Here is a 19,628-nt window from a genome sequence, read left to right as displayed (position 1 = left end):
TTCCACCTTATGGATAATCAACAGGCGTGATATGGTATGATAAATAGACATTTTGAGCAGGAAGAAACGTAAAGGGATGAATAAGGAATGAATAAGAAATACACAGGAAAAAAGGGAATCGATGTGCAGTTAAAAATCGGGCAGGAGATTTTGCTGACAATAAAGCGTATTGGTATCAACGGTGAAGGCATCGGCTATTATAAACGCAAAGCTGTATTCGTACCAGGTGCTCTGCCTGAAGAGGTCGTGGAGGTAAAAATCACGAAAGTGCAGCCTACCTTCGCTGAAGGAAGAGTAAAAAAAATAAAGCAGGCATCTGATTTGCGCCAAACACCGTCCTGTCCGGTATACAATGAATGTGGTGGCTGCCAAATGCAGCACATGACCTATGAAGGTCAATTAAAGGCGAAAGAGGACATCGTACGCGGTGCGTTTGAGAAATATACCGATGTGGGAGAACTGCCGCTGCGCCCGATTCTCGGCATGGAGGAGCCGTGGAAGTACCGCAATAAGGCCCAGTTACAAGCCGGAACCCAGGGCGACCGCATCATTACTGGTTTGTATGCGGCGGATAGCCACCAGCTTATCGACATTGGCGATTGTCCGATTCAGCATCCAGAGACGAACAAGATGATCGCGGCGGCACGGGAAGTGCTGGAGATGCTGTCGATTCCAGTATATAACGAGCGCAAGCGAACCGGAGTTATCCGGACGATTATTGCGCGTGTTGGCTTTGAAACCGGCGAGCAGCAGCTTATTCTCGTAACAGCAGAAGAGAAGCTACCGCGTAAAAAAGAAATAATTACTGAGCTGCGTATGCGTCTGCCGAAGCTGACCAGCATCAATCAGAACATTAATAAGCAAAAAACGTCGCTTATTTTTGGCGATAAAACGGAGACTTTATGGGGCAAGGAGACAATTGACGAATCGCTGGGTGATGTGAAATTCTCGCTGTCGCCGCGCGCATTCTTTCAGTTGAACCCGGCCCAGACGCTTAAGCTATACAATTCAGCGAGAGAAGCGGCCGGTTTGACCGGGAAGGAACTCGTTGTGGATGCGTACTGCGGCGTAGGCACGATCTCGCTTTGGCTTGCCCCGGACGCGAAGCGGGTGCGGGGGATTGAAGTGATACCGGAAGCGATTGAAGATGCTAGGCGAAATGCGGAGAAAAGCGGGATTGCGAACGCGGAATTTTATGTCGGCAAGGCGGAGGAGCTATTGCCAAAATGGGTGAAGCAGGGCGATCGACCAGACGTGATCGTGGTAGACCCGCCGCGTGTCGGGTGTGATAAGGCGCTGCTGGATACGGTTCTGAAGGCGAAGCCACAGCGGTTCGTGTATGTGTCGTGTAATCCTTCTACTCTGGCCCGTGATGTGGCGTATTTGCTGAAGGAGTACCGGCTGGAGTGGATGCAGCCGGTGGATATGTTCCCGCATACGTCACATGTGGAGTGTGTTGTCTTGATGTCACGGGTGGAGAAATAAGGCTATTCAAAGCACTGATAAATAAAGGGTTTCCTGACATTGAACTTTGCTCACGGCTACTTTGCCGAGGATGTTAAAGTCGGGAAACCCTCATTTTTATTCTTTGAGGAAACATATCAACTACCCTGAAAACGATAGGGTCGAGTTGATAGATTAGATTTTTTATTGGGGTTGAGGAGACAGTATAGATGTATTATTTAATCTTCTCGTACAGCATCTGTATCGAAAATTCTATCCAGTTCCTCGTTTGATGTTATGCCACGAACTTTATTCCTAATCGTTGTTTTTCCCATATCTAGTCGATAGAAATGTTCACGACCATCTACACCTTTTTTAAGTCGAATGAGCTGAATCCTGCCAAATATATCCCAATGCTTCTCTGCGAATTTTGCTAAACCCACTGCCTTAGGATAATTGTCTTTTCGGCTAGGATCGTGTGGTTCTAAAATATCAAAAACATAACCTTGTGCATCAGATCTAACAATAACTAAATCCGGGAACATAGGAGTGGTGACACCGCTGACTTCGTAAGGGATTTCTAGTGACCACTTTTTGCGGTCAAGATTACGTAACCAGCATACAGCACCATTGTTAAGCTCTTCTGTAACAACTCCGCTTTCCCATGGATTCAGTGATGTTTCAAATGTGCCGTCCTCTAAACAATAAAGATGCTGCTCAAATTTACTGCTATTATCTGGTTTAGAAAAATCAATAGAATCTGGTAACATCCATGGTACAGATATCGGTTGTACAGAAGCATTAGTTAATCTTTCATAGACATTCTTTCGTGCCTCGCTAAGTCTAGCAATGGATCGCTTGTTGTTTTCGTACAGTGTTATGAATTCTTCTTCAGCATAGTCATTAATCCTTTCCATTGCATCAGTATCATGTGTAAGAATGATGATTTCTTTTTTTACATCAATATGGTCTCGGGTACTATGACGAATCCAATATTCCTTGTGTAAACCCTCTCCCAACAACTTTCCAGCTTGCTCAAAATGTCGGGAAATATCAAAATCGGACATGGTCATTGTCTGTGTTTCTTCATCAAAGGAGTAGGCATTGTCTCCGTATTCAAATATCAGTGTACCGAGAGCAAAACCAGTAATTGAAGCCCCTCGAGTGTCAAAGTCTCCACTTTCTTTTATCCGTGAAATCTCACCATCCATTTTTGATAAAACAGCATTTTTAACAGCTTTCTGCGCCCCTAAGTCAATACCATCCATCGTCAGTGCACGTGAAAGCTGTATTAATAATTTAAGTGGTGCCTGCTTTCGAGATGAATCTATCCGATAAGTTATGAGGTTATCCATTGCCTCAAATACATCGGAATAGGCAAGGTTTCGTCCAAGTGTAACAAGCTCTTTACTAGTGCCTGTTTCGGTAGGCATAGCAGCCTCACTGTCACGCAGGGCATTAACTACATTCTTCACTGTTTCTTCATCAAAGTATGGAAGAAATAGGCTGACACTATTAAGCTCAGCATCAGAAGAAATCCGTCTTGCCAAAGGTGTACGTATCATACGTCCTAGCAACTGAGCAATATAAGTATAGTCTTGGGCACTGCGGAATGACATCATCGTTTCAGCTCGCGGGCAGTCCCAACCTGTGGAAAGATTCATTTTGAAAAACACAATCAGCACATTTTCTTCTTCTTGAATTCGGGATGCTTCAATTTGCTGAATTTCAACATCACGTACTTTAAGTGTGCCATGGTCATTAAAAGTATGTACTGCTTCTCCAGGCTGTAATTTGCGTCCCAGCGATTCTTCTAGTAAATCGATGCAAGCCCCCAAATCGGTTTGGGTTGCTATACGATCATTCCCATCATCAACTTGAATAACAAGAATAGGGTTTATCATTTTTTCATCTTCGCGCTCACAGTAAGTCTTCCAATGAGTGCATTTTTTGCGCCAATTATCAATTGCCCCTTTAAACATGGTCATATCAGCATTAAATTGAATATCTGGATAGTGAATAATAATTCTATCTTTCAAAAGACCTGACTCACGAACCTGCTCAGGAGGGACGATGACTTTTTGAACCGTTGAAGTCGTTCCGGCAATTAAGTTATCAAATCTCTGAGGAGTTGCAGTCACACCTATAATTAAAGGCATGACGCAAAGACCGTCATCTTCACTACCCTTAATGAATTTTTGCATGATAGATTGCGCCTTATTTTCTGCTTGCACAGATGTATAAGTTCCCCTATGTGCTTCATCTATCACCACATAAAACTTTTTAGGAATCCGTTTAGCAGTATTAGTAAGGGTTTCCCATATGGAATACTGCCGCTTATCAGATGATGAAGTCAGTAGCTTATCAGAACCGAGTTTTTGTGTATTTAGAAAATAAACGTGACCACCTTCGAAATACTCGGCACTAAAGTTTGAATCAATAGTTACCAAGTCCCTAACAGGGATTTTATCTGATTTGCTTTCAATTTTTAAGCGTGTTTGCTCGTTAAGTTCTGGTGAATCGGAAAGCCAAACAAATACTGAATCTGGATCTCCAATGTTGTCCTCATTACCATAGAGTATTTCTTCAAAAAGAGTCGTCATAATAATAGTTTTTCCCGAACCAGTTGGTGCGGAAAACGAGATTATCTGAGGCTTATTTTCACGCCATACTGCATGAGCATCCTTAATTGCAGAATGCAGTTCACCAAGGGCTGTTTCCTGAAAAGGAAATAATATATCTCTCATTTATGAATCCCTCCTGCTTCCTAACACAAAGTTATCGATATAATCTCGATATAATTGATATGTGTTATTTACTTTTACTCCGGCAGCCATTTCACGGAATGCTTCCTCGGAGTTAGTTACAAAATAGACCATTTGGATACCGTTCTCTTCAGAAAGCTTTTCGGCAAATTCTGCGAACCGTGTTTCATCGACTAAAATAGCAAAGCCATTTTGCGGAAGAATTAACATCTCTGGTTCTTCATTGTAATTTACTTCTGGTCGCTTTCCAATAGCTCCAGATTTGAGCCAAAGTAATGGTAGTATTTCGTGGAACTGTTGGCCCAATGAAACAAGATTTTTATCCAAGAATTCTAGCTTGAAGTATTCAGCATTTGCAGGAAAACCATCGCTCATTGGACGTTTAACTTGTGATGTTACAATAATGGGGCCTAGCAATTCTGAAACACGTGTCTTAATTGACTTGAATATGGCAGTCGATTTTGAGGCTATATAAAAGTCTGATATTTGATCCTGTTCTTCAATGGCAGATAACCACTCATCAACTGCATTTACATCAAAAAGAATTGATGCTGTATGTTTATTTGAAACAATGAATTTACAGTCTTTGGTTACTAATGATTGCGGCAATTGTGACTTTCCTTCCTTATTTCGAAGTAAAGAAACAATTTGCTTTTTTGCAGCTGCTGTTAATTCTGTAGGGTTATCGACAAAACTTAACTGATAGAATGAACGGTCTACTTCATCAGATACAGTCTGAGTAGTAAAGTACTCACCCGTTAAGACAGAGCTATCATCACGTCTTCCAAGGATACTATACTTTGTTCTAGGCCAAGTTATAGCACGACATATTCCATGTTTTTCCCATTCAATATCACCGGGCTTATAGCCATTTTTTTTCAAGGTTTTTGATTCATCATCTGAGACTTCGTTATTAGTTACTAAAATGCAGCGGCGGTTTCCGTTGTCCTCAGCATTAAGTAAATTTACTGCGTGTAATGTGGTACCACTTCCTGCAAAGAAGTCAACAATCAATGCGTCTTTCTTACCCGAAACTGCGAATGTTAGCGCTTCGCGGACTGCATAAAGTGATTTGGGATATGAGAAGCCACCACCAAGTATGGCCTTGATCATATCAGTACCGTGGGCTTCTGCATTACATAACGGATCTGTCCAGACAGTTTTAGGTGGTTCACTTTCCCTACGAAGAATTACTTCTATTCGGTCTCCTCGCCTTTCAACATACATTCGATCCCTAACAGTTTCTACAGTATCTCGTCCATATCTCCATTTCTTTTCTATGCCATTTTTATCAATAGGCCAGACATAAATGGTACCATCGTCATTGTGTTCTACTTGTGCTGATGGATGTAATTCCTTATCAAGTAAATCACCGAAACCGATAATGTTATAATTCGAGTCTAAAATTACGGGATAGAAACATGTTGCGCCTTCATAACGACCTGAGGTACTTCCCCAACGTCTTAGATTATAGACATCGCCACCAGTATGCTGTTTACGGTAAATAATACTATCAGCTGAATATGAAAATATTGCATATTCGTGAGTTACAGAGAATTTTTTACCCTGAGTTCCACCGGGATTATGCTGAATGGTTACGCAAGTATGAGTTAGGTTTGGAAAAATCTCATGAAGAAGAACCCATAGATGCGCATATTCATTATCATCTATTGTAGTAATCAAAACACCATCATCAGCAAGTATTCTTTTTGCAATCTTTAATCGCTTTTGCATCATTGAGAGCCACTTACTGTGTCGCCAGTTGTCACTAGAATCAACATAGTTATTATTGTATTTCCAATCCCGCGCACCGGTGTTGTATGGGGGGTCAATATAAATACAATCAACCTTCTTAGGGTAGAGATATTCCAGTAACTGAAGGGCATGATAATTGTCTGCTTCAATGATTGTATGCCATAAGTTACTATCAGGTGCATTTTTAACTGAATCAATAGGCTGGAGGGTGGGGAAAATTGGCTCGCCAAATTGAGCAACTGAAACTAGCTCCGTGATTGGTATGTTCTCAGTATTACCAGTTGCTTTGTTACGACAAAGGGCAGTATCTCCATCTAATTTCAGCACCGTATATACATTATTAATATGGCCTGTTTTTTGTGCAACAGTAGAGCCACGTTTGATAGAAACCTCATAAAGTGGAGTGCATTCAGGGATATGTTCCTCAAATACAAGTCCAAATTTTTTATTTTTTGAAATGCGGGCAAATTCCTCTTCCAAGCGGCTACGCAAGGAAGTGTCCGGAATTTGGCGCAATAAATCATCAATTGCAGCCATTTCTTTTGATCCTCCTATGTTAATAATCATTCGATTCGTATTTACTCCACGAACGACCAAATAATTCATTTCCGTCCGATAAGCGTAAGATTGCTGTCGATTCTAAAATTTTATGAGCCTTTGTAGTTGTAGAGTCAGCTTTATCAAATGCAATAAAAACCTGACGTCTACTAGCCTGATAACGCTCCAATATGCGTTCCAGATGAACATCCTCGATACGCTTTAAAATATTTGAATCATGGATAAGTGCAGGGATAGGCCGTAATTCAAGTATGCTTAAATCGTACACAACAAGGCTTTTGTATGCTGTTCCCTCACTTGTATTGCTAGGTGTTTCAAAGATGATTCCCTTTTGGGGAGTAATATACAAAAGAGGAGCGGTCTCCTGTCTCTCAGTTACTACGCCATTTATTATTTCCATGCGCAGATTTATGTCATCTTGTATTTCCTCCAACTTTTCTGTTTGTTGCAACAACAGTTGTTCAAGTATTTGTTCCGATTCAGCTCGTGTTTCTTGAAGTTCCTTTTGATGAATTAACTCAGCTGTTTCTTCTTCAAGTTTATCGATGCTTTTAGACACATTAACACACTGGGATAGTACCCTCTCAGACATCTCTTTTGCAAGACCAGATTCTTCGATTTTTCGATTAAGGCGCGTAATCTCTTTGTCATATTCACCGATTAGTGGTTGTAATCGCTCGATTTCCTCATCCATTTCTTCACTTAGAATTTCTCTGATTTTTTTATGAAAATATTCAATCTCTTCAAAAGCCTTTAAATTAGTGTTTGGGAAAAAATGTACCAAGGAATCAAATTCACTTGCGGTGTCGACTTTGTTTTCAGCAATATTGTTCTTTATAGCATTTAGCTGTGATTGGAGGCGATTACGCTTGCGAACAAAGATATTCAACTCTTTTTGGATTGCTGAAATTCGTTCAAACGTTTGAGTGTCAAATCCGAACAATGCTAATTGAGCTTCTTCACTATTTTTCATTAGCTTTTGAAGTCTATTCCTCAACGACTCTATTGTTTTTTGGTTACTTTCAATTTTCTCTATATCCACTTTCTGGCGCTGACGTGACTTAAGTTGTGATGATTTAATTCCGAGTTCTTCCTCCATACTTTTTATAGAAGCAAGAATTCTGTAATGCCCAAATAGCTTTAATAGAAAATCTACAGCTTTTTCATCCTGCTCACGTGGTTTTACCAGCAACGGATACTTTTCAAGTGTATTTTCACGACCATAGATACGGAAAAAACGCTCGGTTATTTCTGAAAATGTAAGGGCAGGAAGCTCAATTTTATATTCCTGAAACAGAAATTTCCGAAAATCTTCTAGCGATAATTTTGTAATGAATCGGCCCTCTTCATCGCTTCGATATACGTTTTTAGGATCATCCGTACTTCTATAGAAATAGTATGGCTGTTCATCAAACTCGAAAGTGAAATAGATGATATGCGAACCCATTTCCTTTTTTATATCATCAGTTAGGGAGTAATAGCTTTCACCGCCGAATACATAATCTATAATCCATAGAAATGTTGATTTTCCGATTGCGTTGCTACCGCCTGCGCTACCTAAAACTGTATTTAGGCCTGAATTAAACCGGATAACTCGATGATCCGGTGCAAATTTATCACACTGAATTTCCTTTAACATAGCGAAGCACCCTCCCTTCCTCAATTAATTCAATTTTACCTAATGCAAACAAGCAATTTAAAGCACTCAGGAAATCAGCCATGTCCTTTTTACGAAAAGTTGTTATTTCAAACAATTCTTTAGGGGACATGTCCTGTTGTGCCAATGCCTCTAAGATATCTGGGAACAGAGCAATAACGCTATTAGTATAGGGAATTACTTTATTTGGTAATCTCATCGAACACCTCACACCTTTGTACGAAGTAGGAGATTATAATCTCACACGCACCTCTATATTTGCGGCCTGTCTTTTCAAACAATGTTTCAACAAGCAGATAGTAAATTTCGCTTTGCGATATATGTGATTCACTTGCATCTTCATACATCCGCCTAACATTTCTAGCAAATTTATCAACGTTTAAACTGTTTTCTCCTGCAAGCCTATATAATGAATCGTTGACCCCTTCATATAACTGCCGAACATCTCCGAGCACCCGGTCTTTCAACCGTTTTTCGGTAATTTTATTTTCTACCTTAACAGGTTCGATTTTTAACTGTGTATCATCGGTTACATCCATTAAATCGACTTCCCGAAGTACTTGTTCAATTTGCTTCTCTATTACATATCGTGAAGTAGCATCTCTTGCCATCATAAGATTTTCCAAGTCACGCTTGTCCGAGAGTAAAGCCAATTTCTCTTCTTCGGAGGCACTTTGCATTTCACGTTCACAATCAACACATAGAACCACTTCATCAGTTTCTGAAAGGCGAACGACCTTAGCGTAGTTAATGTCGTTGCCTTCTTTTTTTATACCTAAAACTCTTCCGCACTTTTGGCATTTGCCCCCTGTTTCTGCAAGCAATACGAGGGAGTGGGCATCAATCGCAATTTCGTAAGCAGTCTTTGGAGTCAAATTACTATATGTATTAATAAGGCTTATGTCTAATCTTTTATCTTCAAAGGACTGTATGTATTCATTTGTTATCTCGCGAACACTACTTTCACAATTTCGATTTTCGACGTTAAGCACTGTATAAAGTAGGATGCCTGCAAGAAAGTCCTCTAATACAAAGGCATTACGCTTTATGATATCTTCCTTTGTCATGCTGTTTACTAATTCAACAACTGTATCAGGCTTGATAGAGTCATCAGATGCAATAATGTCCTTCAAGGCTAAAACGATTAGATTTCTCTTATTACTATCCAACATCTGGAGAATGTTTTGCTTAAAGTAATCTGAGATAGCATGAGGGTCTGCACCAGGAGCGGTATCGGTTACTATAGGGGATAAATTCTTTTTACCTAGTATTAAATCTGAAACGGTACCATCTTCTCCACTAATATCATAGGTAGGCGCAATAGAAAGCAGCATGGTACCACACAATCGTTTTTGTGAAATTCTTTTAGCCTTGCATCTCTTTAAAATTGTTGCAAAAGTACCAAAGCATAACTTTTTCATACATTGCGCCTCCTTCAATAGTTTTATTTCTTCGGAGTATCATCATCGATGTAGTCAACGATATCGCCTATGTTAACTTCAAGAGCTTTACATATTCTTCCTAACACATCCATGCTTACCGGTAAATCTTTCCCCATTTTTGCTAACGTTGTTGAAGTTAAATTTGTTCTTTCCATTAAATCCTTTTTCAACATCTTTTTATCAATTAAAAGTTTCCATAGTTTATTATAACTAAATGCCATTTTTAACGCCCTCCAAGCACTATTGGATGGTTTTTATTAATGCGTATTTACTATTATAGCAATTTACTAAGCGTGTTTCAATCAATAATCTAAAAATACTAAGTATTTCTTTACGAATGCTTAGTTTTTTGTCGTGGTGAAAATGAAAAAGATTTGCGGAGTATCAGCGGAGTATCAGCAGAGTGTCAGCTGAGGATTTCAGATGCCCAAATTAATAAAATTTAAATAGATGGTAAGACAAGCTTACTTTTAGCAAAAAAGAAAAACTCGTTCGCTTACCAGCTATAAAAATATCAAATGCCTGATTTGCAATAAGGGCAAAGGATACATATTGTTACGTTTCAGTCCGTTAAGGATTGTTATGCGTTGCAATAGAAGTACCTTACCTTGTTGCGCTCATTTTCAGGACAAAGGGTCTGTGTACTTCGAGGCACAGACCTATTTTTGTATCCTTTGCCGCCAATGCAGTCCGGCGGAAAGGATGCAAAATGAAAATTAGAATTATGTACGACAACAAACCTACCTATTTGGAGGTACCGGACGAGGACTTTACCTTAATGATTGATGCAGATTATGAGGAGAGGCTATCTTGTGCCGAAGATACGGAAACCGTGACTCGTCGTTCACCACAGGAGATTATGGACGAGCGTTTTAACAGGCCCGAGTACAATAACTGGCGTAAACTGGATCGTCATTCAGCTACTACTACCCCTCCTAAGAAACTTAATGGAAAAAAAGGCTACACAAAAGCCAATGACGATAATGAGGGTAAAAACATAAAGGAAAATACGATTGAGTTATATCCTGACAATTCAGATGAAGTGACTCGGGAGAAACAAGAGGAGTATGAATATCTCTGTGAAATTATCCGCAAGACCCTCAAGGAAAAACAAGCAGAGTTACTGATTGCTATATTCCTGGATGGCGTTTCTGTAACAGAGTATGCAGAGCGGGAGGGTGTTAGTAAAAGTGCAATTTCACACCGTTTAGATATAGCCAAGAAGAATTTCAAAAAAGTTTTTCCAGATTCCTCAACTTTCCCCTCTTGCCACGGCTAATAGGTAGAGGGCAGCACATAAACGCTCTCGGAAAGAGGTGAAGAACATGAAACACAACTTGAAAATCAGTGTTTCAAAAACTCCACAGTCTGGCGGGATTGTTTCCTGTCGTAATGTCACTATAAGGGAGCGTTTCCTTCGTTTCTTACTTGGTGATAAACAGAAACTGACTATTCTTGTTCCGGGTGACACCGTACAGGAACTCGCCATCAGTGAGATTAAGGAGGGAGGATTAAACCATGAGCAAAATCAAACTACTTCTTGATGTGGTTTCTGATATGCGCTCTTTGGCAGACAGCATACAAGCGGTTGCCGATGTAATGGCGGGCAATGAACCTGTCGAAGCAAAAGAACCGACTACACCTGTAAAAGAACCTGCGCCAAAGAAAAAGGAGATCACTCTGGAGGAAGTAAGAGCAAAACTCGCTGAAAAGAGTCAAGCCGGTCTTACTTCTCAAGTGAGAGAAATCATCAAAAAATACGGTGGCTCTAAATTAAGCGAAGTTGACCCAAAACATTATGCAGATATGTTGAAAGATGCGGAGGTACTAGGGAATGAGTGATCACGCAGTACTTTCCGCATCAGGGTCCCATAGGTGGTTGAATTGCCTACCATCTGCAAGATTGGAACTAGAATTTGAAAATAGCGAATCCAATGCAGCCGCTGAAGGTACCGCCGCCCATGCTCTCTGTGAACATAAACTTAAAAAAGCACTTCACATGAGGAGTAAGCGTCCTGTCTCGGCTTATAACACCGATGAGATGGAAGAACACAGCGATGCCTATGTGGAATTTGTAATGGAGCAGCTTGAACTGGCGAAACAAAGCTGTACGGACCCGTTAATACTTATTGAACAACGTCTTGATTTTTCCTGCTATGTACCACAGGGGTTCGGAACTGGTGACTGCATCATCATTGGTGACAAAAATCTTCACATAATTGATTTTAAGTACGGCATGGGTGTGTTGGTAGATGCGGTGGATAATCCGCAGATGAAATTGTATGCCCTTGGAGCTTTGGAAATCTACGATAGCCTGTATGACATTGAGGAGGTTTCTATGACCATCTTCCAACCCCGCAGGGAAAATGTCAGCACATGGACAATCCCGGTAAAGGAATTAAAAGACTGGGCAGAAAATGAACTGAAACCAAAGGCGAAGAAGGCATATGAAGGCGAAGGTGACTACCTTCCAGGTGAATGGTGTACATTCTGTCGTGCGGCTGTTAAATGCCGTGCAAGGGCTGAAGAAAAGCTGAAATTAGCACAGATGGAGTTTAGACTGCCACCCCTACTTACGGACTCTGAAATTGAGGAAGTTCTCTCTAAATTGTCCGACCTTTCAAAGTGGGCAAATGAAATCATTGCTTATGCTACGGATGCTGCCGTTAATCACGGGAAAGAGTGGCACGGTTTTAAGGTAGTCGAGGGTAGGTCTATCCGTAAATATAAGGACGAAGAGGCTGTGGCTGAAGCAGCCAAGGCAAACGGCTATAAGGATATTTACCGCCATAGCCTTATTACCCTTACGGAAATGCAGAAGCTGATGGGCAAAAAGAAATTTGAGCAAATTCTCGGTGGTCTCATACATAAACCACCGGGCAAGCCAACGCTGGTTCCAAATTCGGATAAGCGGCCAGCTATGAATATATCAAACGTAAAAAACGAATTTAACGAAATAACGGAGGAATTGGAATATGAATAATCAAAACAGAACTAAGGTTGTTACAAGCGTCAACACACGTCTTAGCTACTTTCACGGCTGGGAGCCCGTATCCATCAATGGCGGAGCGGAAAAGTACAGCGTATCCGTATTGATTCCCAAAACAGATAAGGAAACCATCAATGCTATCAATGCAGCAGTAGATGCAGCCATTGAAGAGGGCCTTGCAAAGTTTGGTGGTAAAAAGCCGAATAAGGCTGCTATCAAACTGCCACTTCGAGACGGTGACGTAGAACGTGATGACGAGGCTTACAAAGGACATTACTTTGTAAATGCCAACAGCAAGACTCCACCTCAAATAGTAGATAAAGCAGTCAGACCTATCTTGGATCGCAACGAGGTTTACAGTGGTTGTTATGCAAGAGTATCCCTGAATTTCTATGCTTTTAACTCTAATGGCAATAAGGGTGTTGCATGTGGTCTTGGCAACATTCAGAAGATTAGAGATGGAGAGCCTTTAGGCGGAAGAACCAATGCAGCTGATGACTTCACAACTATTGAAGATGATGATTTTCTAGCATAAAGAATAAATACAGACGAGGTGGTGGAGGTTGTTCTTCTGCCACCTCGTTTGCATTGGAAAGGGCGGTAATACATGAATTCTATTTCTATTGATATTGAAACATTTAGTAGTGCCAATCTTCAAAAGTCTGGAGTTTACCGTTATGCCGAGAGCGATGATTTTGAAATTCTACTATTTGGCTATTCGGTGGACGGTGGCAAAGTACAAGTTGTTGACCTTGCCAGTGGGGAGGAAATCCCAGGTGAAATTATAAACGCACTTATGGATGATTCCGTTACCAAGTGGGCTTTCAATGCAATGTTTGAGCGTGTGTGTCTATCAAAATGGCTTAACCTTACTGAATATCTTGGCCCCTCGTCCTGGAAATGTTCCATGATATGGTCGGCATATATGGGATTACCTCTTTCTTTGGAGGGAGTCGGTTCAGTTCTAGGTTTGGAGAAACAAAAGCTAACAGAGGGCAAAGACCTTATTAAATATTTCTGTACACCTTGCTCCCCTACTAAATCAAATGGCGGTCGAGTTCGCAATCTGCCAGAACATGATGCGGATAAATGGGAGCGATTTAAAGCCTATAATCTACGTGATGTGGAAGCCGAGATGTCAATACAGCAGAGATTATCTAAGTTTCCGATGCCTGAGGAGATCTGGGAAGAATATCATCACGACCAAGAAATCAATGATCGTGGCATTGCCATTGACATGACTTTCGTAAAACAGGCTGTCGAAATGGATGAACATTCCCGTGAAAAACTAATGGCTACAATGCAGGATATAACCAATTTAGAGAATCCAAACTCTGTACAACAAATGAAAGACTGGCTTACCGATAATGGGTTAGAAACAGAGTCCCTTGGTAAAAAAGCTGTTGCTGAGATGCTAAAGACAGCACCTGAACCACTAGGCACTGTTTTGGAACTCCGTCAGCAACTTGCGAAATCATCGGTGAAAAAATACACAGCAATGGAGAATGCGGTATGTAGTGACGGTCGTGCAAGAGGAATGTTTCAGTTTTACGGAGCCAACAGAACCGGCAGATTCTCTGGCAGGCTGATTCAACTGCAAAATCTCCCCCAAAACCATATGCTCGATTTAGAACAGGCCCGTGCTTTAGTTCGAAGCGGAAATTTTGACGCTCTTACTTTACTTTATGATTCAATCCCAGAAGTACTGTCGGAACTTATCCGTACTGCTTTTATACCCCGTGATGGTATGAAGTTCATTGTGGCAGATTTTTCAGCGATTGAGGCTCGCGTCATTGCCTGGCTTGCAGGCGAAAAATGGAGAACAGAGGTATTCCAAAAGGGTGGTGACATCTACTGTGCCAGTGCTTCTCAGATGTTTAATGTACCTGTTGAAAAGCATGGTGTGAATGGTCATCTTCGTCAGAAAGGAAAAATTGCTGAACTTGCCCTCGGTTACGGTGGATCTATTGGAGCATTAAAATCAATGGGTGCTTTGGAGATGGGAATTGAAGAAGAGGAGCTTCAGCCTCTTGTAACGGCTTGGAGGCAGTCCAATCCCAATATTACAAAACTGTGGTGGGATGTTGACCGAGCAGTAAAAACTTGTGTTAAACAAAAAACTCCTACAGAGACACACGGCATTAAATTTATCTATCAAAGTGGAATGCTCTTTATTGTCCTCCCTTCTGGCAGACGGCTTGCCTATGTGAAACCTCGTATGGGAGAGAATATGTTCGGCGGTGAGTCGGTTAATTATGAAGGTGTCGGTGGGACGAAAAAATGGGAAAGAATCGAAAGCTACGGTCCCAAATTTGTAGAGAATATCGTTCAGGCAATTAGTCGTGACATTTTGTGTCATGCCATGCAGACATTAAAGAATTGTTCCATTGTGGCTCATGTACACGATGAAATTATCATCGAGGCAGATATGGGGATGCCACTTTCCGCTATCTGTGAGCAGATGGCCAGGACACCAACATGGGCAAATGGCCTGTTACTTAGTGCTGATGGCTATGAGTGTCAGTTTTATCAAAAAGACTAAATTAATTGGTATTCGGATTATCGTGTGGAAAAAGGTTAAAAGATTTTCAACTTTTAAATAATAAAAACAGGATAGCACTTATTTTATGATTAGTATGTGCTGTCTTGTTTGTTACATAAATGAGCCCGACTGCAGAGGTTTAAAGAGAATACAGTTCCATTATTTTTTCTAAGGGTAATTTATTCGGATTACACATATCAACAAAATATGGAAACTGCCATTTCTGAGTTTTCATCGCTTGTTTACTACTCGGACTATCCCAGCTAGGGTAAACTCTTATTGCCATTCTCCCCTTTGTTGAAGTAGACCTAAGAATGTTCTGTTTTAAAAGAATTTCTTTTGGAAAAATAAATTGCCCAAACTCATTTTCATTTTTAAAGGTAGTTATAACTAATAAATCTGGGGCTTCCTCATATGAGTAAGGTTGATTTTTATTATTTTCGTCTTTTTCCCATAATGCAACAAACTGCCCTACTTTGGTAGGAGTTATCTTCGCAACTCTGAATCGAACTGTTTTAGAAGATAATTGAAATGTACCAGCACCATACTTAGAATTTTGCTTTTCTTCTTGAACCGACTTTACAGTTAAGTGATTCGACTCATAAATCATTTTATTTACATAAGCTAATGCGGTAAAAAAATTATTCATTTCTTCACTCCTACCTCTCTACAATATGACCCATTTGTTGAAGTAAAAAACTGCTAAATCAATCTTTAAATCCATTTTAACATACACAAATTCCGCACGATAATCCGAATGCAAAATTAATTTTTCAAAATCCTCAACTTTCATTACCTCCTGTGGCTATTAGGTAGAGGGGTTTCCTCTCTGACTATATTGCAGGAGGTAATTCGTATGGACGAATTAGTAAAAATCAACTATGAAAATCAACGAGCAACCGTACTCGGTCGTGATTTACACGAAGCCTTGGAAGTAAAAACCGCTTATAAAGATTGGTTTCCAAGAATGTGTGAGTACGGATTTGAGGAAGGGTCAGACTTTAGCTCATTTTTGAGCGAAAGTACTGGAGGCAGACCAAGCATAGACCATCAGTTAACAATTGACATGGCAAAAGAACTATGCATGATACAACGTACTCCAAAAGGGAAAGAGTGTCGTCAATACTTTCTTGAAATAGAAAGAAGATGGAACTCTCCAGAGGCAATCATGGCAAGGGCACTTCAGATTGCCAATCAACAGCTAACTCAAGTAAGGAAACAAAATAAAGTGCTTGAAGGTACGGTTGCTGTTCAGAATCAGCAAATTACAGAAATGAAACCGAAAGTCTCTTATTACGATGTGGTTTTAAATTGCAAAGACCTCATTTCCACATCAGCAATTGCCAAAGATTACGGCAAGTCAGCTATTTGGATGAACCGCTATCTTAATAAAAAGGGCATCCAGTTTAAACAAGGTGGTATCTGGCTTTTATATCAGAAGTATGCGGAAAAAGGCTACACCAGTACTAAGACACATAGCTACCTTGGCAGTAACGGTGAACAGCATACAAAGGTCCATACATATTGGACTCAAAAAGGCAGACTCTTCATTTACGAACTCATGAAGGCGGACGGTATTTTGCCTCAGATAGAAATGGAGGGTGTGTAATGGGGATCAACAAATTTAACCATGAAGGATACCATGACCCAACTCCCCATGAAGCACTGACCAACATAATGAGAAAGGAAAAGGCAGAGAAAAAATCTGCCTTTAAGCCACTTGTATATATCTGTTCTCCCTATTCCGGTGATGTAGAAGGAAACATTAAAAAGGCTCGTAACTTTTGTAGATTTGCCTTGGAAAGTAATTGTATCCCAATTGCTCCCCATCTTATGTTTCCGCAGTTTATGGATGATGAAAACCCAGAGGAACGTGAGCTTGCCATATTTATGGACATCGTGCTTATGGGCAAATGCTCCGAGGTGTGGGTGCTGGGCAATACCATCTCAAGCGGTATGGCAAGGGAGATTGAAGTAGCCAAGAAACGCAGACAAACGGTCAGATATTTTAGTCCGGAGCATGAGGAGGTTGAAAGCTTATGAAAATTGCAGTGGGTAATAGCCGGATGGATAGGAAATGGAAAAACAAAGATATTTCATGGGAGGATTTTTGCTCCCGTGTAAAGACGACGCAACGGACCACAGAAACAGTACAAGAATATCGGAAACTTAAAAAAGGGCAGCAAGATGATATCAAGGATGTGGGCGGCTTTGTTGGAGGGCACTTAAAAGAAGGAAGGCGAAAGAAGGGCAATGTTTTGTGCCGTTCTTTGCTTACCCTCGATATGGATTATGGTAGGCCGGATATTTGGGAGCAAATTAGCATGCTTTTCGATTTCAAATGTTGCGTTTACTCCACTCATAAGCACACACCAGAAAATCCTAGACTCAGACTTATCGTTCCCCTTGCTCGTGAGATCAGCGAAGAAGAATATGCAGCTGTTGGACGTATGGTGGCAAAAGAAATTGGTATTGATCTTTTCGATGATACGACATATGAAGCCCATCGCCTTATGTATTGGCCATCCACTTCCTCTAATGGTCAATTTGTCTACGAAGAGCAGGATGGAGCATTACTTGACCCGGATATTTATCTTGCAAAATATGAAAACTGGCGAGATACATCAACTTGGCCAATATCAAGCAGGCAGTCTGAAGTTATTAATCGCAGTCTTAAAGAACAAGCCGATCCGTTTTTAAAGGAAGGTGTGGTAGGAACATTCTGTCGTGCCTACTCTGTTCGTGAAGCAATTGATAAATTTTTAGGTGCAGTTTATGAACCATCTGCTATGGGAGGGCGCTATGACTATATTCCAGCTGACAGTAGTGCGGGTGTAATTATCTATGATGATAAATTCGCATACAGCCACCATGCCACCGACCCAGCAAGCGGCCTGCTCCTCAATGCTTTTGACCTTGTTCGTATTCATAAATTCGGCTCTTTAGATGATAGAGCTTCCACTACTACGGCTCCTGGCAGGATGCCGTCTTTTGTGGCAATGTGCGAGTTTGCCATAAAAGATGAAGCGGTAAAAGCTGAATTTGCTAAGGAAAGACAGGCTCAGGCTGAAGAGGAGTTTAGTGAAGAGGATTGGCAGACAGGTTTGGAACTAGATAAGCAAGGCCGGATAAAAGACACTTTAGACAACATCGTCCTGGTTATTAGGCATGATGAGGATTTACAGCATATCGCTTTCAACTGCCACCGTGATGGTATCGATGCTAAAGGTGGTCTGCCTTGGGAACAGATTAAGGCTGGTTGGAATGATTCGGACAATGCCCTTCTTAAGGTGTACTTAAGCAGCAAATACGGAGTCTATTCTCCTACCAAGACCAAGGATGCTGTGTTAGCGGTAGCGGCTGAACGAGCCTACCACCCTGTTAAGGAGTATCTGGATTCACTACCAAAATGGGATGGCATTAGGCGTGTTGAAAACCTGCTTATTGATTATTTCGGTGCAACGGATAATTCCTATACAAAAGCAGTCATTCGCAAAACCATGGTTGCGGCGGTAGCCCGTATTTATAGACCGGGTACAAAGTTTGACAGCGTCCTTATCCTAAACGGTCCCCAAGGCATCGGTAAGTCAACCTTCTTTGCGAAACTTGCTGGAGATTGGTTTTCAGACAGTTTGACCATTACAGATATGAAGGACAAAGTCGGTCCTGAAAAATTGCAGGGATATTGGATGCTGGAACTGGGTGAGCTTGCAGGGATGCGTAAGACCGATGTGGAGGTTGTGAAGTCTTTTATATCAAGGTCTGATGATAAGTACCGTGCCAGTTATGGTGTCAACGTGGAAAGTCATCCCCGTCAGTGTGTAATTGTAGGTTCTACCAATGCAGAAAGTGGATTTCTTCGTGATATTACGGGTAACCGTAGATTCTGGCCAGTCCGCATTAGCGGTAACAGCAAAAAGAAAGCTTGGCAGATGACCAAAGAGGAAGTACAGCAGATTTGGGCAGAGGCATTGATGCTTTATGAGAAGGGCGAAAAACTCTACCTTGAAGGTGATGATGTATCCATGGCAACCAGTGAGCAGGCAGATGCCATGGAAACAGATGAACGAGAAGGACTGGTTCGTACCTACCTAGATACACTTTTACCGGATGATTGGGACGCTATGTCTTTGTACGAGCGTAGAAATTTCCTCGGCGGTAGCGAATTTGGCGGCGGCACCCGTGTTGGAACAGTAAAAAGAACCCTTGTCTGCAATATGGAGATTTGGTGTGAGTGTTTTGGTAAAGAGGCATCAATGCTAAAGCCTTCAGATTCCTATGCTATCGGTGCCATTATGAGAAAGATCAGTGAGTGGAACAAGTACACTGGGAACAAGAATGGTGTTGTAACGTTTCCTGTCTACGGAAAGCAACGAGCTTATTCCCGAGTCGAGGAACAACGCTAAGTTGTACCTTACCTTGTTCCCATACTGGTTCTTTCCCTAAAGTTAGTAATGATAAGGAAAATCAACGGTTC

Annotated in this window: 17 protein-coding genes; 10 read left to right on the top strand and 7 right to left on the bottom strand. The window is 41.1% G+C overall.

What is annotated here, in order from left to right; all coding sequences use genetic code 11:
* The first annotated feature begins 87 nt into the window (after positions 1-87).
* Entirely contained in the window at positions 88-1,485 is a 1,398-nt protein-coding gene (gene rlmD / locus HMPREF0083_RS18325) for a 23S rRNA (uracil(1939)-C(5))-methyltransferase RlmD (protein WP_021623137.1), read from the top strand.
* A 197-nt stretch (positions 1,486-1,682) separates the two neighbouring features.
* Here the strand turns inward: rlmD and HMPREF0083_RS18320 are convergent, their stop codons facing one another.
* Genes HMPREF0083_RS18320 through HMPREF0083_RS18295 form a run of 6 tightly spaced genes read right to left on the bottom strand, consistent with a single transcriptional unit; the run spans position 1,683 to position 9,841 of the window.
* A complete protein-coding gene (locus HMPREF0083_RS18320; protein ID WP_021623136.1) occupies positions 1,683-4,190 on the bottom strand; it encodes a DEAD/DEAH box helicase in 2,508 nt (835 codons plus the stop codon).
* Positions 4,191-6,500, bottom strand: coding sequence for a site-specific DNA-methyltransferase (locus tag HMPREF0083_RS18315; protein ID WP_040303644.1), 2,310 nt, complete (start codon positions 6,498-6,500; stop codon positions 4,191-4,193).
* 19 nt (positions 6,501-6,519) lie between these two features.
* Positions 6,520-8,160, bottom strand: coding sequence for a DUF2326 domain-containing protein (locus tag HMPREF0083_RS18310; protein ID WP_021623134.1), 1,641 nt, complete (start codon positions 8,158-8,160; stop codon positions 6,520-6,522).
* The gene (locus HMPREF0083_RS18305) at positions 8,138-8,377 is read right to left on the bottom strand and encodes an ABC-three component system middle component 7 (protein WP_021623133.1); all 240 of its coding nucleotides are present in this window, start codon (positions 8,375-8,377) and stop codon (positions 8,138-8,140) included. The genes HMPREF0083_RS18310 and HMPREF0083_RS18305 overlap by 23 nt, the downstream gene beginning before the upstream one ends.
* Complete coding sequence (locus HMPREF0083_RS18300; protein ID WP_021623132.1) at positions 8,361-9,599, bottom strand: ABC-three component system protein; 1,239 nt, start codon at positions 9,597-9,599, stop codon at positions 8,361-8,363. The genes HMPREF0083_RS18305 and HMPREF0083_RS18300 overlap by 17 nt, the downstream gene beginning before the upstream one ends.
* 23 nt (positions 9,600-9,622) lie before the next feature.
* A complete protein-coding gene (locus HMPREF0083_RS18295; protein ID WP_021623131.1) occupies positions 9,623-9,841 on the bottom strand; it encodes a helix-turn-helix domain-containing protein in 219 nt (72 codons plus the stop codon).
* 488 nt (positions 9,842-10,329) lie between these two features.
* On the opposite strand from HMPREF0083_RS18295, the gene HMPREF0083_RS18290 reads away from it, so the two are divergent.
* The 6 genes from HMPREF0083_RS18290 to HMPREF0083_RS18265 all read left to right on the top strand — a co-directional run bounded on the left by HMPREF0083_RS18290 (position 10,330) and on the right by HMPREF0083_RS18265 (position 15,151).
* Entirely contained in the window at positions 10,330-10,899 is a 570-nt protein-coding gene (locus HMPREF0083_RS18290; protein WP_021623130.1) for an ECF-type sigma factor, read from the top strand.
* 46 nt (positions 10,900-10,945) lie between these two features.
* On the top strand, positions 10,946-11,164 hold the full coding sequence (locus tag HMPREF0083_RS18285; RefSeq protein WP_000682242.1) for a hypothetical protein: 219 nt from the start codon (positions 10,946-10,948) through the stop codon (positions 11,162-11,164).
* On the top strand, positions 11,139-11,462 hold the full coding sequence (locus HMPREF0083_RS18280; RefSeq protein ID WP_021623129.1) for a hypothetical protein: 324 nt from the start codon (positions 11,139-11,141) through the stop codon (positions 11,460-11,462). Before HMPREF0083_RS18285 ends, HMPREF0083_RS18280 begins: the two co-directional genes overlap by 26 nt.
* On the top strand, positions 11,455-12,603 hold the full coding sequence (locus tag HMPREF0083_RS18275; RefSeq protein ID WP_021623128.1) for a DUF2800 domain-containing protein: 1,149 nt from the start codon (positions 11,455-11,457) through the stop codon (positions 12,601-12,603). The genes HMPREF0083_RS18280 and HMPREF0083_RS18275 overlap by 8 nt, the downstream gene beginning before the upstream one ends.
* On the top strand, positions 12,596-13,144 hold the full coding sequence (locus HMPREF0083_RS18270) for a DUF2815 family protein (RefSeq protein WP_021623127.1): 549 nt from the start codon (positions 12,596-12,598) through the stop codon (positions 13,142-13,144). The genes HMPREF0083_RS18275 and HMPREF0083_RS18270 overlap by 8 nt, the downstream gene beginning before the upstream one ends.
* A gap of 72 nt (positions 13,145-13,216) precedes the next feature.
* Positions 13,217-15,151, top strand: a complete 1,935-nt coding sequence (locus HMPREF0083_RS18265; RefSeq protein WP_021623126.1) for a DNA polymerase — start codon at positions 13,217-13,219, stop codon at positions 15,149-15,151.
* Between the two features lie 139 nt (positions 15,152-15,290).
* Here HMPREF0083_RS18265 and HMPREF0083_RS18260 read toward each other — a convergent pair whose 3' ends face one another.
* The gene (locus HMPREF0083_RS18260) at positions 15,291-15,800 is read right to left on the bottom strand and encodes a MepB family protein (protein ID WP_021623125.1); all 510 of its coding nucleotides are present in this window, start codon (positions 15,798-15,800) and stop codon (positions 15,291-15,293) included.
* Between the two features lie 207 nt (positions 15,801-16,007).
* Here HMPREF0083_RS18260 and HMPREF0083_RS18255 point away from each other — a divergent pair, with 207 nt between their 5' ends.
* Genes HMPREF0083_RS18255 through HMPREF0083_RS18245 form a run of 3 tightly spaced genes read left to right on the top strand, consistent with a single transcriptional unit; the run spans position 16,008 to position 19,557 of the window.
* Complete coding sequence (locus tag HMPREF0083_RS18255; protein WP_021623123.1) at positions 16,008-16,760, top strand: phage antirepressor KilAC domain-containing protein; 753 nt, start codon at positions 16,008-16,010, stop codon at positions 16,758-16,760.
* On the top strand, positions 16,760-17,194 hold the full coding sequence (locus tag HMPREF0083_RS18250) for a DUF7768 domain-containing protein (RefSeq protein WP_021623122.1): 435 nt from the start codon (positions 16,760-16,762) through the stop codon (positions 17,192-17,194). The genes HMPREF0083_RS18255 and HMPREF0083_RS18250 overlap by 1 nt, the downstream gene beginning before the upstream one ends.
* Positions 17,191-19,557 (top strand): virulence-associated E family protein, encoded by a 2,367-nt coding sequence (locus HMPREF0083_RS18245; RefSeq protein ID WP_021623121.1) that lies wholly within the window; start codon positions 17,191-17,193, stop codon positions 19,555-19,557. Before HMPREF0083_RS18250 ends, HMPREF0083_RS18245 begins: the two co-directional genes overlap by 4 nt.
* Positions 19,558-19,628 lie beyond the last annotated feature (71 nt).

This window comes from Aneurinibacillus aneurinilyticus ATCC 12856, assembly GCF_000466385.1.
Lineage (GTDB): Bacteria > Bacillota > Bacilli > Aneurinibacillales > Aneurinibacillaceae > Aneurinibacillus > Aneurinibacillus aneurinilyticus.
Note: the sequence above shows the minus strand (reverse complement) of the source record. Positions and strands in the feature narration are given on the sequence as shown.